The sequence below is a fragment of the Bergeyella zoohelcum ATCC 43767 genome (genome assembly GCF_000301075.1).
GTDB classification, from domain to species: Bacteria; Bacteroidota; Bacteroidia; order Flavobacteriales; family Weeksellaceae; genus Bergeyella; species Bergeyella zoohelcum.
The window spans coordinates 1,570,265-1,586,286 of sequence record NZ_JH932293.1 but is presented as its reverse complement, the minus strand read 5'-3'; the positions used below and the strand labels follow the sequence as shown (position 1 = coordinate 1,586,286).

7 protein-coding genes and 1 pseudogene are annotated in these 16,022 nt (G+C 33.6%); all 8 read left to right on the top strand.

Annotated features, from left to right (window positions below; genetic code table 11):
- Window positions 1-341: pseudogene (locus HMPREF9699_RS07300) on the top strand (IS5 family transposase); the annotation flags it as partial.
- A 231-nt stretch (window positions 342-572) separates the two neighbouring features.
- Complete coding sequence (locus HMPREF9699_RS07295; protein ID WP_002663707.1) at window positions 573-5,273, top strand: hypothetical protein; 4,701 nt, start codon at window positions 573-575, stop codon at window positions 5,271-5,273.
- Between the two features lie 126 nt (window positions 5,274-5,399).
- Window positions 5,400-10,820: a fibronectin type III domain-containing protein gene (locus HMPREF9699_RS07290; RefSeq protein WP_169313992.1), complete on the top strand. Its 5,421-nt coding sequence runs from the start codon at window positions 5,400-5,402 to the stop codon at window positions 10,818-10,820.
- A gap of 7 nt (window positions 10,821-10,827) precedes the next feature.
- Window positions 10,828-11,796: a hypothetical protein gene (locus tag HMPREF9699_RS07285; RefSeq protein ID WP_002663703.1), complete on the top strand. Its 969-nt coding sequence runs from the start codon at window positions 10,828-10,830 to the stop codon at window positions 11,794-11,796.
- A gap of 65 nt (window positions 11,797-11,861) precedes the next feature.
- Entirely contained in the window at window positions 11,862-11,996 is a 135-nt protein-coding gene (locus HMPREF9699_RS11460; protein ID WP_002663702.1) for a hypothetical protein, read from the top strand.
- 6 nt (window positions 11,997-12,002) lie between these two features.
- Window positions 12,003-12,977 carry a hypothetical protein gene (locus HMPREF9699_RS07280; protein WP_002663699.1) on the top strand — a complete coding sequence of 325 codons (975 nt, stop codon included), beginning with the start codon at window positions 12,003-12,005 and terminating at the stop codon, window positions 12,975-12,977.
- Between the two features lie 245 nt (window positions 12,978-13,222).
- Window positions 13,223-13,906 (top strand): IS1 family transposase, encoded by a 684-nt coding sequence (locus HMPREF9699_RS07275; RefSeq protein ID WP_002663697.1) that lies wholly within the window; start codon window positions 13,223-13,225, stop codon window positions 13,904-13,906.
- A gap of 15 nt (window positions 13,907-13,921) precedes the next feature.
- Window positions 13,922-16,021 (top strand): fibronectin type III domain-containing protein, encoded by a 2,100-nt coding sequence (locus HMPREF9699_RS07270; protein WP_002663695.1) that lies wholly within the window; start codon window positions 13,922-13,924, stop codon window positions 16,019-16,021.
- Window position 16,022: the final 1 nt, after the last annotated feature.

Below are 16,022 nucleotides of genomic sequence, written 5' to 3'. Positions count from 1 at the left end.
TTTTGAAAAAGGCTGAAATCTCCACAGAGGGTTTATTTGTGAATTTTGATGCAGGTTTTGACAGTGAAAATCTTCGGAAAATAACCGCCTCAGAAGGTATCATAGCCAATATTTGTGAAAACAAAAGAAACCAAAAATCACCCTCTGAAGCGGAACATTATTTCGATAAAAAACTCTACAAAGAGCGTTACGCCATTGAAAGAAGCAACGCTTGGATGGATAGTTTTCGTTCGGTTTTAAATCGTTTTGATACTACCGTAAGTAGTTGGATAGGTTTTAATTACCTTGCCTTTATCGTCTTAGGACTCAGAAAATTTAAACAAAAGAGAAAGTCCAGATGAGTTCATTTTTACAACAGCAAACAACAACTAAAAAAACATAAATTTTAATTATTTGCTAGTACTAGAGCGGAATAAATTATTTTACCTAATAAATTGTATATTCCATTTATTCTCATTATACAATATCATAAAAAAGTTTTTTTGTCTTGTCAATATTAAATAATAAAATTTATCTTTGTATAAAGTTGGTAAAAGCTAACAAATAATTGATTATATTTAATTTATCGTTTTATGAAAATAAAAGTAAAATATTGTATCCTTCTATTATTGTTATCAATAAATTATATAAACGCAAGTCTTTTTAAGGGTTCAGTTAGTTATAAAATAACGAGTAACAATGCCGTAACCATTCCTAATATTTCTTTAACTACAGAAGGTTCTTTTGAAAATTTTTTAACTTCTTTGTCAAATAATCCCCCTGAGGCAGATCAGGAAATAGGTAAAGCTATAGGAGCTTTTGAAGAATTAGATAAAAGTGGTAATTTTAGTAATACTATAAATCCAAATGAACTTACAGAATTCCCAATAGGGATTAGAGAAAACAAATCTAATGTTGAGTATGGGATAGTTGTTACTAAAGCTAAGTTCACTCCAGAGTATGCTATCATCAACGTATATGCTAGAATTATTACCCCGCAATCTGGTACGGAAGGAGGAAAGAAAACCTTATATTTTGGTGCGGAAGGAGTAAAGCTATCCTATAATGGTAGGATTATTGGAGATGCTAAACTTTCTCTTTTGGGAGATATCTATATGCCTTTCAATCAAAACCAATGGATGCTAACACTAAAAGGTGGAGAAATAAATAAAGCTAATGGAGAAAGTATTAATGATAACACCTATATAGTTATAGACTGTGATGGAGTCAAAGAGTTATCTTTAAAGGGAAATGTACAGATTTCTAGGAATGTTTTAGTTCCCTTAGATGATAAAGGTGGATTACTTCCTGAAATAGGGAACAATGGAAAACCAAACAGAGTTCGTGGAGATTTTGCTTTAAAAGCGAGTGATTGGAATGATTTATTGGTTAAAGTAAGTATTACTCCATTTGCAATTACTAAGCAAACACAAGATAAAGATAAAGGTTATTTTTCTTTTTTTGTAAATGATGCAATTCTTGATTTAAGTGATTTAAGAACAGACGCAAGTGTAGTTTTCCCACAATACTATAGAGAAAAAGGGTATCTAATTGCGGGAACAGAAACATGGAGAGGGCTTTATATTCAATCTCTTTATGTTGGGCTTCCCCAAGAGTTTAAAGCAGAAGGCTATATCGACCGTAGGGTTTCTTTCCAAGCACAAAATTTACTTATAGATTTCTATGGGGTGTCGGGAAGCTTTTCAGCAAATGATGTTGTTAGTTTGGAGAAAGGAATTACTAGTAATGAAAACGCATGGCGATATTCATTAGATAGAATAGGAATAGATTTAGCAGCTTCTAAAATAGTAGGAGCAAATCTTAAGGGGAAAATTCAGTTACCTTTTCAAAAGAATAATGAGGATAAAAAAAGTGACACACTACCAAGTTATTTAGGGTATGAAGGTATGATTACTGACGATGATTATTTTATTTCTGTTAATACTGTTAATACTCTAAAGTTTGACTTGTGGAGTGCTAAGGCAACTATATACCCTGGGTCTTCAGTGGAGTTAAGAGTAAAAAACAGAAAATTCCAACCCAAGGCTATTCTGAACGGAATGATGAGTATTCAAGCAAATGCTGATAATAAATCATCAGAAGATAACTCTTCAGAAAAGAAAGATGCTCATTTTACTGGAGTAAAATTTGAGGGATTAACATTGCAAACACAAGCCCCTTATATTACAGCTAACTATTTTGGTGTGGAAGGAGAACAAAGGTTGGCGGGATTTCCTGTAAGTATTAAAAATGTTTTTGTTGAGCTGGAGGAAAATTATGCCAATCTAGGTTTTAACATTACCGTTGGATTACAAGAAAAGCGTTTTTCGGCATCAGGGGGAATGAAGATTAAAGGTTTAATAACCAATGAAAATCACAGACAAAACTGGGCATATAACGGATTTGATTTAACAGAACTTACACTAAGAAATGTAGATATAGGTGTAGCTACAGTTTCGGGTTCACTTAATTTATTACGAAAAGACCCTTTATATGGAAATGGATTTAAAGCATTTCTTAATGCAAAAATTAGTGCTTTGGAAAATGTTGAAGTAGGGGTAAATGCTATTTTTGGTTATAGTACGTTTAGATATTGGGGGGTTGAAGGAAGTGTAGACAACTTGAATATTCCTACAGGAGTTGTAAAAATTACAGGTTTTACAGGAGGTGCATTTTATCGAATGATACCTAATGGAGCAATGAGTTTACAACATAAAAATAGAGCAATGGTAATGACTCCGGATGAGTCGGTTGGATTGGCATTGCGTGCAGGAGTTTATGGAGCTGTAAAAGATAAGAAAGTGGCTTCCTTTATGGCAGGCTTTAATATTTCTACCAATGCTAACGGTGGACTTTCTAATGTAGGTTTTATAGGAGAAGCGGTAATTATGAGTGATTTATCTGCAATAGTGCCTACAGAACCATTTGCAGCTCTTCAAGAGAAATTTAGAAAACAAGTTGAAAAAGATAAATTTTTAAGTGATCTAAAATCTAATGATCGTGTTAAATCTTTTTTAGATATTAACGATGTGAATGAGCAATACCCTTTATCACAAAAGATAGAAGGTGCTATTTATAGCAAGTTGGCGATGAACTATGATTTTAATAATAGTGTTTTTCATGCTAATTTAGACGTTTTTATAGATGTTGCCAAAGGGGTTATTAAGGGGATAGGGCAAAATGGAAGAGCAGGAAATGCCGTGTTGCATATAGCGCCTAATGACTGGTATTTGCATATTGGTAAGCCTAGCGAGATGATAGGTCTACGGGTAGGATTTGATAGATTTTATGTACAAGCAGGAAGCTATTTTATGGTTGGTAATCACATACCAGGTAGCCCACCACCACCAGCTGAAGTTGCCCAAATATTAGGGTTAGAGTTAGATGATATAGATTATATGAAAAACCTTAATGCTCTTGGAGATGGTAAAGGTTTTGCCTTTGGTAGTCATTTGAAGTTTGATACTGGGGATATGACGGCTTTATTCCTATATGCGAGATTTCAAGCAGGTTTAGGAGCTGATATTATGCTGAAAAATTATGGAGAGGCTAAATGTACTAATAGAGGTGGAGAACAAATTGGAATTAATGGATGGTACGCCAATGGACAGGCTTATGTTTACCTGCAAGGAGAATTAGGGATAAAAATTAAACTATGGTTTGTGCGTAAAAAAATTCCTATTATAAAAGCAGGAGCAGCAGCTTTGTTACAAGCTAGAGGTCCTAACCCATATTGGGCAAGAGGATATTTAGGTGGCTATTATAACCTTTTAGGCGGAATGATTAAAGGTAGGTTCCGTTTCAAATTAGAATTTGGAGAAGAATGTAAACTAGAAAAAGAATCCGTTTTAGGAGGTATGAAAATTATTACCGACCTCACTCCTAAAAAAGGAGATGCTGATGTAGATGTATTTGCCATTCCTCAAGCTACATTTGCTGTTCGTGTAAATGAGCCTATTGTAATTCCTGAAGATGATGGAGATCATACTTATAAAGTAGTGGTTGAAAAAATGACTATAGTTGATGATCAAGGAAAAGAAATTAAAGGAGCAATAGAATATGCTCGTTCTAAAGATGTAGCCAATTTTGTATCAGATGATATTCTTCCACCAAATAAAACTTTAAAAGCTATAGTACAAGTAAGTTTTATGGAGAAAAAAGGCGGAATATATGAGGTAATAATGGCTAATGGACAGAAAGCTGTTGAAGTAGAAGAAAGAACTTTTACAACAGGAACAGCTCCTAATACTATCCCTCTTAGTAACATACAATATGCTTATCCAGTCGTAGAGCAAGAGAACTACTATAAGGGAGAAACTAGCAACGGATACATTAAACTAAAAAGAGGACAAGACTATCTTTTTGAAGACTCTAATTGGAAAACTTCTACACAGTTCAAAAATGGCAATACAACACATAGTAGTGGTTTTACTTATAATCATGAAGCTAATACAGTAACCTTTAATGTTCCTGATTTGGCAAAACAAAAAGAATTTACGTTTGCTATTATAGCTAAAAATACCAATCAAGCTTCGGATGAAAAGTCCCATGAAATAAAAACTGAGGAAAAAACCTCTGGTGAGGAAGAGTCCTCTGAAGTTTCAGTAACAACAGAGAGCAAAAAGGCACAAGCAATTTCTAAAGATGGTGTAATAGAGCGCCTTTCATATACATTTAAAACAAGTAAGTACAATACTTTTTCTGATAAGTTATCTGCCCTTAGTTTTACTCCTCTATGGATAAAGATTAGCTCAGATGTTGTATCTCTTCAAAACGATATGAATGCCGATGAATATTTTGATATTACGGAGCTTGTAGGTTCTAAATATACAGATAATAAACCTTTGATTAGTCTTACAGCTTTAATGGACGATGCTTTTGCAGGAAAATTCAAGAGTTTATTCTACGATGGTTATCCAATAGACCAACTTACACTTTTAAGAGCGGAAGATGAAGAAGACTCTGTGGGAATACCACCAGTAAAAGCGTTCCCTATATTTACCTCCTATTTGCATTACCTTGGAAGTGATAGAGGAAACAGATTTTTGAGACAAACCTTCCCATATAAGTATGATTTGTTTAGCTTCTATAAAGCCGACTGGTATGAGCTAGTATCTAAGGTAGCGTCTAAATATGTAGGTACTCAAACCAGTGCCAGATCTCAAGCCATCAATAACTTATTGCAATCTACCTATGGTATAATTCCAAAGGCAAAATATAAAGTAAAAGCAAAATACACTTTACCAGGAGATAAAACAGGTACCGAAAAGCAAATCAACTACGAGCTTAAATAAGTTAAGAGAAACAAAAATTAAACATAGTCCTTCAATTAAATATAATACATAGTGATGAGATATTCCTGTAGAAATAATACGAATCTAAATAGAAACCTAAGGTTTAAAAAGTTTTTAGCTTTTACAATGGTTCTATTGCTGAGTTTACAATCTATTTCGTTAAAGTCTCAGCAATACCCAGTTCGTCTTATTCCTAGTATTTTTCAGCCGTATAGTTTAAAATTGGGGGACTATGCCACTAGTACAGAGCCTAAGCTCCAGCTATTGATGACGGACTTAATGGAACCTCAACATCAGACAGGGCTGAAGTTTTCATTAGAATCAGGCTTAAATGCAGTTCCATTAGCGGTAAGCAATGATTTTGTTGTCGGTTTTTCTCCATTTACCCTCTATCCAGGGAGCCAGCTCACTCTAAGCAATATAGATGTAAGAGCCCTATTTGAACTCCAAAACCTTAGCGGTATCAACTCTGTGCAATACGCCCAAGCATTGCCCGATGGGGTTTATCAATTTTGTTTTCAAGCGTACGATTATTACACTAAAAACAATCTTTCACAAAAAAGCTGTGCTACCGTTTATTTAGTTCAATACGACCCACCACAGCTTAATTTACCTCAAAACGGAGAAAAACTACAGGCTATTACACCCTATTCAGGCGGGAGTGGTATTGTGTTCCAGTGGATGCCAAGACAGATAGCTCCCAATACCAAATATATCTTTACCTTAAAAGAATTATGGGATTTAGGACAGAGTCCAATATCTGGCTTTTTATCCTCTCGTGTTTTGTGGCAAGAGGAGAGCTATGCACCTACTCTATTTTATGGTTTAGACAAACCCCAACTTATGCCAGGGAAACGCTACGCATGGCAAGTTCAAGCCAAGAGTGGCAACCCTGTTTTAGGTGCTAACCCTACGGAGGACAATGGCGTTTATAAGAACAATGGACTTACAGAGATTTTCTATTTTGATTATGTAGAAGACTGTACTCTACCCACACTTCTGATGGCGAAAAATGCAGGACGAGGGCGAATAGAACTCTCGTGGAATTTATCAGGTAAGCCATCTGGTCTATACCAAGTACAGTATAGAAGAAAAGGAAGTAATACCCAGTGGCAAACCGTACAAAGTTACCAGCCAAGATACATTATTACAGGTTTAGAAGACCAAACCGAATACGAATACCGAGTAGGTAATGCCTGTGGGCAGCTAGCAACTGCTGGCAATAATGACAATCCTATAGCCGATATTCACTCTGCTGGCAATACGTATGCTTATAGTGGGATACAGTATTTTACCACTGATAGTAAAGACAAGACAAACCAAAACTACCAATGTGGGGTAATGCCTGCGGTGGACATTACCAACAAAACGCCGTTACAAAGTCTTTTAGGAGCCAATGAGGTATTTATGGCAGGAGACTTTCCTGTAACGGTACTAGAAGCCCAAGGAAGCAACGGCATTTATAGTGGTACAGGTTATATAGTAGTACCTTATTTAGCGGATACCAAAGTTAAAGTCAGCTTTAATAATATTAAACTCAATACCGATAGGAAACTTATAGAAGGTGTTATAGAAACAACTTATGATCCTAACGAGACTGCAGTCGCGTATGCTTCAGCAGGTGTAGGTGAACTTTTTGGTGATCAAGGCGTAAAAGATATTACTATAGATTATGAAATATCGGATATAAAATATGTAGCTACACCACCACCTGGGAAATTGGTTATAGAAGGTAATGCAGGAGCAGGTAATAACAACGATACAGGTTCTGGAACGAGTAGCCAACAAGAATTGCCTGTTGGAAAGGATTATACCATTATAGATAAAAACGGAAATGTTTGGGCAGTAGATGAAGAGGGTAATGTAACTAAAGGAGGCGAAGTAGCTAAAGGTGGAGCTTCTACCCCAGAAAATACTTCAGGCGTAGATTCAAAAGGAAGTGCAACGGCAATTACTGCGAAGGGTATTCGTGTTATCTTCAAAAACAGTCCACGCTCACAATATGCTTTTGATGAACCTACTAAAGCATTAACTAGCGACTACAAAGAACTCAATGGTAAACTGATTCCATTTAAGGCGGTAGAAAACAAAAAAGAAGAACCTTTTATTGCTAGTGTAGAACTTACGGATAGTAGTATATCTGCGGATAGTTTGATATTTAAAACATCTAAAGGGGTAAAAATAGCCTCAAAAAAAATAGGTAATGATTATGAACTGACCTTAAAAGGTTTGTATAGCTATGCTACAGAAGAGGTACAAGCGGTTATCAAACAAGGAGATAAATACAATATAGCAGGTGTATTTAATTTGGTTCATATCTCGCCTAAGGAAATTAAGCTGAATTTAATCCCAACCACAGGCGTTCGCATCACTGAGCCTCAACAGCAGGAAATAAAAAACATTTATAAGAAAATAGGTATAGATGTATCTATAAAAGTTACACCACCTTTTGATATATCGCCCTATTTGGTAGATGGGAAATTACCTACAGAAGATGTATTTGGGGATTTATCAAAATACAGTCCAGCCCAAAATGCCATAATATCCGCCTATAAATCCAAGAATGAAGTAGGGCTAGAATATTATCTATTTGTAACGGACAAGCCTTCTTCCAATGGGCAAAATGGTTATATGCGATTGAATGGGCAATTTGGTTTTGTATATGACCAAAAGGCAAGAACCATTGCTCACGAGTTGGCTCATGGTGCCTTACGCCTAGAACATCCGTTTAGTGTGTTTAAGAATGTGGGGCAAGGAGAAGTTAAAAACCTGATGGACTATGATACAGAGAACACCAACTTTATTTATCCAGATTGGAAGCAAATAAACGACCCTGCGTTTAAGCTATATACCTTCCAAGGACAAAATGAAGGAGAGTTTAATGGGGGGTATGTTGTTAGTCCTGACTATAAGATATTTACTATAGGGTCAGAAAATACTATAATTGATAAAACCGATTATAGTACAAATGGAGCTTTGTCTAATGATGGTACCCTTCCTGGATTTAAGCTTAATGGTATTAAATATTGGTGGAGCAATGGTAAATATGTGAGTTCTGATACAGATACATCTGGTTATTCTGTAATAGATATGAGTAATAGCCTGTCTACTATAAAAGATGGCTGGATGTTTTTGTTCTATGATAAAGAAAAACCTTGTGGAGAAGGTACCTACGTTACTGTTAAAATATCTGATTTTATTAATAGCAGAAAAACACTTAAAGATTTTATATCATTCTATGCTAATGCCTCATTTGGAACCATTTCTGACAAGGTTGAACTTGGAAAAAAAGAAATTGTAGGATGTATTGAAGAAGGAAATAGATGGAAAAAAGAAGACAACAAATATGGAAATGGTACAAATCTAAGATCCATTGAAGATTTATATGATAGACAAGGAGGTAATGGACAAGGAGTAGACGAGTCTAAAGACATAGTAGATTATACTGAAAGATTTACGGCTGATGAGATAAAAACTATGTTGAGTAATATACTCTCTACAGAAAAATCTACAGGTATTAAAGGTAAAATATTCATTACCGATGAAAATACAACCAAAATACTAAGAGATAAAGTCATAGCAAGATATAACAATCCTAAGCAGAAAGAACTAGTAATATGGTTAGAGGTTAATAGTAAAACTAGAAAGTTTGAAGTTCACCTTAATAATGGAAGTGGTCTTCCAGAATATGCAAGAGAATCTATTAAAAATATTGAGCAAATTCTCAAGCAAAAGCCAGAGTGGATAAATGATGATAAGTTTTGGACCGTCAACTTTAACCCTCTAACGGCTATTTTAGATGGAGTAGCAGAGTTAATAGGGAAAGCGGAAATCCATGAAAGATTTTATAATCCTGATGAACAAAACTATAACCCTTTCCCTGCTAAGATTTACTCTTATATAAATCTTAATGTGATAAATAACGAACTGGATATACTACTAACACAAGCAAATGGGAAGTATACAACCAGTCGTAAGGATTTTGCATTTGTTTGTGGGGTGTGGAATGGTCTTGTTGAAACTGTAGTGGGCATACCAGAGGGAGGTTCTTTTCTTATTAAAATGATAACTAATGAGAAAAATGCAAGGACTGAATTTGCTGAAGCAATTTCTAAAATCTCATGGAAACATGTAAAGGATATGGCTTCTGAAGAATGGAACAAATACACAGCAAACCCTTGTATGGTATCTTATGGTTCAGGTAAGGTAACTATGTTTGTAGCCTCTTGTTTTATAGGAGTTGGTGAGATTAAAGGAGCTGCGGCTGTTATCCAAACTATTGATAAATTGGATGTAATGGGTCAGCTCCTTAATAAGACTATGAAAATAGCGGGGACAATACTAAAACCAGTTGCAAATGTGTCTGGAAAAGCTATAAAATATGTGCTTAAAGAAGGAGTTACATTTATTAAACGAGTAGATATTAAAGTTACACCATCGGGCTTAGGATGTGGTTTCCCAATACAGGATATAAAAGTTAAGTTGAGAGAGAAACTTAGTAGCCTTACACCTAGTGAAATAGATGATATTACCAACAAAGTAAATAGGGCAATAAATGATGAAGGAGGATTAGCCAAATTACCTAAGGACGAAAATGGCAACCGCTTGGTAGAGATTGATATAGATGGAGAAAAAGTGCCAGTGCTTGTAGGGGAAAACTCAAGTTTAGATAAAATAGCGGTGAGCATATCTAAATTAGATGATATAGCAGCTAAACTTGGATTAAATGATGCCGATAAAGCACTATTTAAGAACACCTTTAAAGCTACGCCAACTTTGGAGAATGCCCAAAGCTGGAAATTACTAAAAGAGAGTATAGAAGACCCTAATGCTGCCAATGCCTTATTTAGGAAAGCCGATGCCGTAGAAGCATTAACTAAAGCAAGGCTTAACCCCAATATTAAAAAAATGGGCATTACCGATAAAGCACTAGCGGAGATAAGAGGATTTAAAGGAGCATCTTTTGAAGATGTGATAAAGCAATTAGACGAGTTTGCTACCCATATAAACCCAGCCCAAGTAGAGGGATTATCTAAATTAGTATCCGATTTAGGCAAAGGAGGCAGTTGGTCTCAAGGAGCAGAATGGACGCTACGCTATATCAGTAAGAATTCTACCCATTTCAACGGTAGAAAGATTATGTTTGAAGTTACAGAAAAGTGGGGCGATATGGAAAATAAAATGATACGGATTGCCGATGTGGTGGATAAAACAAATCCTAAAAAAATAATTTATTACGAACTTAAATCTGTGATAGATGTACCTCCGGGTAAGTTTGCCGAGCAATTTATAAAAGACCTTAGCCGTGGAGATGTAACCAGCTTAGACCAACTCAAATGGATATTTGATGGGAAGAAACTAAATAACTTACCTCAAAAAGATTTTGTTAAGACTCTTGAGTCTTCAAAAGATAATTTATTTAACGGTAAGGCTAGAAAGTTATTTGAAGAAGAATTAGGGGAAACATTTCTTGATGCTGATGACTTAATCCAAGCCTTATACAAAAATGAAAGTTGGTTTAAGAAAATATTTCAAAAGATAAATTAGATAAATTATGAAATTATTAGGATTAATAAAAGATATAGAAAAAAACTCCGTTTTTTTAGATTATGTTTTGTGTAAATCAAATAAAAATAAGCTCTATTTATTAGATAAAGAAAAATCTTTTGTATTAAATAATGTTTACGATTATGATATTTTTAATGAAACTATCTTTTATCAAGAAAATAATTTAGAATCTCTTTATTTGTTAAATTTATATACTGAAAATGAAATTACTATTAATGGAGTATTTTCTTTAAGAGGTGCTTTTCATATAAATGAAGATAATATTTATATACTAGGAAAAGAAAACACATTAAAAGTAATTTATATTTTTGATACAAAAACTCACTTATTAAAATCTGTTGTTAATACTGATTATTTTCCTAAACTCTCTATCAAAGATTTGTGTTTTTGTGTAAAAAAAAATACAATTTATTGTTTTGACTCTTTATTAAATGAAAACATATGGTCTTACACTTGTCCAGAGGGCAGGAAGATAGAAGGGAATTTATACGCTTATCAAGAAGTATTAGCATTTATAGAAGGAGATGAAGAGGGCGAAACCACATTAGTTGGTTTAGATATCCATTCAGGAGAAATATTATACAAAGAGGTGGTAGGGTTAATTCACTATCAGCAGCAAGGCAATAAACTCTATGGCTTTGCCTCAACTACTTTTGGCGATAATACATACTCAGAAATAGATATTTTAAAAGGAGAAGTTTATGAAAAAAGTTTTCCAAATTATAAGAGGGATACCGTTAGCCACTTAGCCACCATAAAAGAAGATTATTTATACTATTCCATTTATAAAGATGGAGGTATAGGTATTATAGATACTAAGAAAAAAGAAATAATAAAAGAGGAATTTCTAGATATAGAAGATGGCGTACAGATAGAGGCTCCAGTGGTTACAGAAGACAAAATTTATATATTAGACAGCGAGCAAGTATTGCATATTTACCAGAGGGAGATGTAACCAGCTTAGACCAACTCAAATGGATATTTGATGGGAAGAAAGCCCCAGCAGATTTTAAAGAAAAGATGCTAAAAGCGATAGAGGATTTGGATATTAAAGATAAGAAAATAGCAGAGAGAATTATTGGAGAGAGAAATATTCCAAAACTAAAGTCTAAATTGAAAGAAAATTTTGAGAAAATTTTTGAAGTAGTAAATTAAATTATTATGAAAGTAATAAAAAAAATAAAAAGCGTAGATAAAATATTCTTACTAGATAATTTATTCTTTTATTTATGTAATAAAAATCAATTTTGTACTTATGATGAGGGAGAGGTACAATTGTGTAATATAAATGATTTTTATATTTATAATACCAAGCACTTTATTTTAAAAGAGGACGAATCTTCTTTGTTTGCTTATAATATGGAAGATAGGAAATTTGAAAAAATATTAGAATTAGATGAGGAGGTAATTTTTTTTGAACCGATTAATAAGGAAACTGTTATTGCTTGCATAAATAGAGAAAATAAAGAGTATATTGCTAAATATGAAAAAGGATATAAACGTTGGGAGATAGCAGGACAGCCTTGTTACTATAATTTATTGCATGATAAGATAATTTTTTTAAGAGATGATTATGATACAAAAAAAATCACTAAACTAAATGTACAAACAGGCAAATCCCTATGGTCTTACACTTGTCCAGAGGGCAGGAAGATAGAAGGGAATTTATACGCTTATCAAGAGGTTTTAGCATTTATAGAAATAGATGATAACGTTCAAACTACATTAGTTGGTTTAGATATCCATTCAGGAGAAATATTATATAAAGAGGTGGTAGGGTTAATCCACTATCAGCAGCAAGGCAATAAACTCTATGGCTTTGCCTCAACTACTTTTGGCGATAATACATATTCAGAAATAGATATTTTAAAAGGAGAAGTTTATGAAAAAAGTTTTCCAAATTATAAGAGGAATACCGTTAGCCACTTAGCCACCATAAAAGAAGATTATTTATACTATTCCATTTATAAAGATGGAGGCATAGGTATTATAGATACTAAGAAAAAAGAAATAATAAAAGAGGAATTTTTAGATATAGAAGATGGCATACAGATAGAAGCCCCAGTAGTTACAGAAGATAAGATATATATATTAGACAGCGAGCAAGTATTGCATATTTACCAGAGGGAGACGTAACCAGCTTAGACCAACTCAAATGGATATTTGATGGGAAGAAGGCTCCAGCAGATTTTAAAGAAAAGAGGTCATGTATCAGATTTGTGGGTTTTAGTGTAAGGCACTGAATATTAGACATATTTAAAACTTTCAAACTATTAAAAATGAAAAATAAGGAGGTAGTAAACTATCATAACAAAGAAAATAATAAAAAATAGATAACTTAAAATATTGAGACACAATATAGATGTATTAAATTTGTGGGTATGATAATAGAGGTAGAAAATTATAGGCAAGAAAACTGTTTACAATGTTCCCAAAAGGGCATAAAGCATGGTAAGAGTAGCATAGGCACTCAGCGGTTATATTGTAAACTTTGTAAAAAAACATGGCAGATTTATTATGCATATAAAGCTTATAATCATAAAATTAACTCCCTCATTATATTGCTAACAAAAGAGGGTTGTGGTATTAGGAGTATTGCAAGGTTGCTTAGTATCTCTACAACAACATTATTATCAAGAATTAAAAGCATTGCCCAATCATTAAAATTTCCTACATTGCCATTGCATAAAATCTATCAAATAGATGAACTTTGTACCTTTGTTAAAAATAAACAAAATAGAGTTTGGATTATTTGTGCATTAGAAGAGGGCAGTAAGAAGATAGTAAGATTTTTTGTAGGCAACAGAACCAATAAAACTATAAAAAGAGTTATAGATGATGTTTTGGTTTCGTCTCCAACTTTAATAAGAACAGATAAATTAAAAAATTATCAATTTTTAATTCCAAAAGAAATACATAACACAGCTTGTAAAGGAATACAAAATATAGAAAGAATGAATCTGAGTTTGAGAACTCATTTAAAAAGGCTAAACAGAAAAACTATAGCATACAGTAGAGATATTACTTTATTGTATGCCATTGTTAAAATATATTTATTAAAATAGCAAAAATAAAAGCGTATGCTAAAAAAATACTTTATTCTAATTTTGGTAGTTGTAGGAGGTATTGTTTTTTCTCAAGAATTAGAGAAAACAGTAACTCCGCATATCCGTTTAAAAGTAGATAGTAAAAAAGATCAGATTTCTCTTCGCTGGGCAGTAGACGAGCCATTGTCTTGGCAAAGAGCTAATAAAACAGGATTTCGCCTCAAAAGATATACCTTGATGCGTAACGGAAAACTTCTTGCAAGCCCAGAAGAAAAAGATTTAGGAATATTTTTGCCAGCTTCTGAAAAAGAATGGCAAAAAGTGATAGAAAAAAATGATAATGCTGCTATTGTTGCCCAGTCACTCTTTGGTGAAAGTTTTGAAGTGGAAATGGGTGAGAAAGGAAAATTACAAGGAATAGTTAATAAATCTCAAGAGACAGAACAACGATTTGCCTATGCCTTAATAGCCGCAGATTTAGATTTTGAAGTGGCAAAATTAGCAGGTTGGGGTTATACGGATAAAGAAGTAAAAGCAGATGAACGCTATCTATATACAGTAACCATTAACCAGAATACAACTACAACAGGAAAACCACTAATCGTGGAAAAGGGAGATGCACTAGCCTCTGTTTCAGATAATATAGAACTGCCAAAGCCCTTAGATTTCATAGGTGTTTTTAAAGATAAAACGGTTACTCTATCTTGGGAATACTCACAACTAAGAGATACATATACCTCGTATTATGTGGAAAAATCAGAAAATGGAGGAACCTTCCAACCCTTGGGGGACTTACCAGTAATGAATATGAATGATGCCGATGGCAGAACTGCTCGAGGTATGACCTATGTAGATTCATTGGCTCAAAACAATAAGATATTTAGTTATCGAATTAGGGGAAAAACTATTTTTGGAGATTATGGTCCTTACTCTGATGTTGTTTCGGGAGAAGGAATGAAAAGCTTGGAAGCAAGTCCTATGATTTCGAATTTTGAAATAAGTGGAGAGGAAGATATTACGATTACTTGGGAGTATCCAAAAGAAAATGAAAAAGATATTACTTCGTTTGAGCTTCTCCACTCTGAAACCGACTTACAGAATACTTATAAAGTTGTTAAAGATAAAATTCCTGTGCAGACTAGAACCCTAGTTACCAAAAGTATAGCACCATCTAATTATTATAAAATCCAAGCTATTGGCAAAGCGGGAGATAAAAGAGAGTCTTTTTCTATGTTAATACAACCTAACGACTCTACCCCACCAGAGTCTCCTATAGGATTTAAAGGCAAAATAGATTCTCTAGGTGTGGTACATCTAGAATGGAAAGCCAATACAGAAAAAGATTTAGAAGGCTATCACATTTTTAGAGGAGTACAAAAAGGCGAAGAAATGGTAAGGATAACGCCTCAAGCAATTGCTCAAAATCTATATAAAGACAAGGTGGAATTAGAAAATCTTAATTCAAAAGTTTATTATTATATAACAGCCACCGATAAGAGGAAAAATCAGTCTGAACCTTCAGTAGTTTTAGAGCTTGAAAAACCAGATAAGGTAAGACCTCAAGCTCCTGTTTTTTCAGGATATAAACTAGAAGAAGATGGAAAGATAACCGTAGAATGGTTAAAGAGTTATAGTGAAGATGTAGAGATACACCAGCTTTATCGTCAAGAAAAAGAGACTGTAGATAAAAACTGGAAACTAATTTATGAAACTAAAAATATACAGCCTAACTATACTTATACAGATAAGGAAGTAGAAGCTGATAAAAGTTATATCTATTACCTATTAGCAATAGATAAAAGCAAATTAAAATCGGATAAATCACAAGAAATTACACTAAGAAGTAGTAGTTTTGAACCTAAATCTATTCTAAACAATCTTTCAGGTTCTGTTAATAGAAATAAAAAACAAATAGAGCTTCTTTGGAAAGTACGAGATGAAAATATTGGTGAAATATTGGTTTATAGACAAAAAGGAACAGAAAAACCTACTTTATTTGGGACATTACAAGGAACCACTAATTTTTTGGAAGACCAATCAGTTCAAGTAGGAAATAGCTACACTTACCTATTGAAACCTATGTTAAAAAATAACCAAGTGGCAAAAACTGAAAAAATCACAATAGAATATTAAA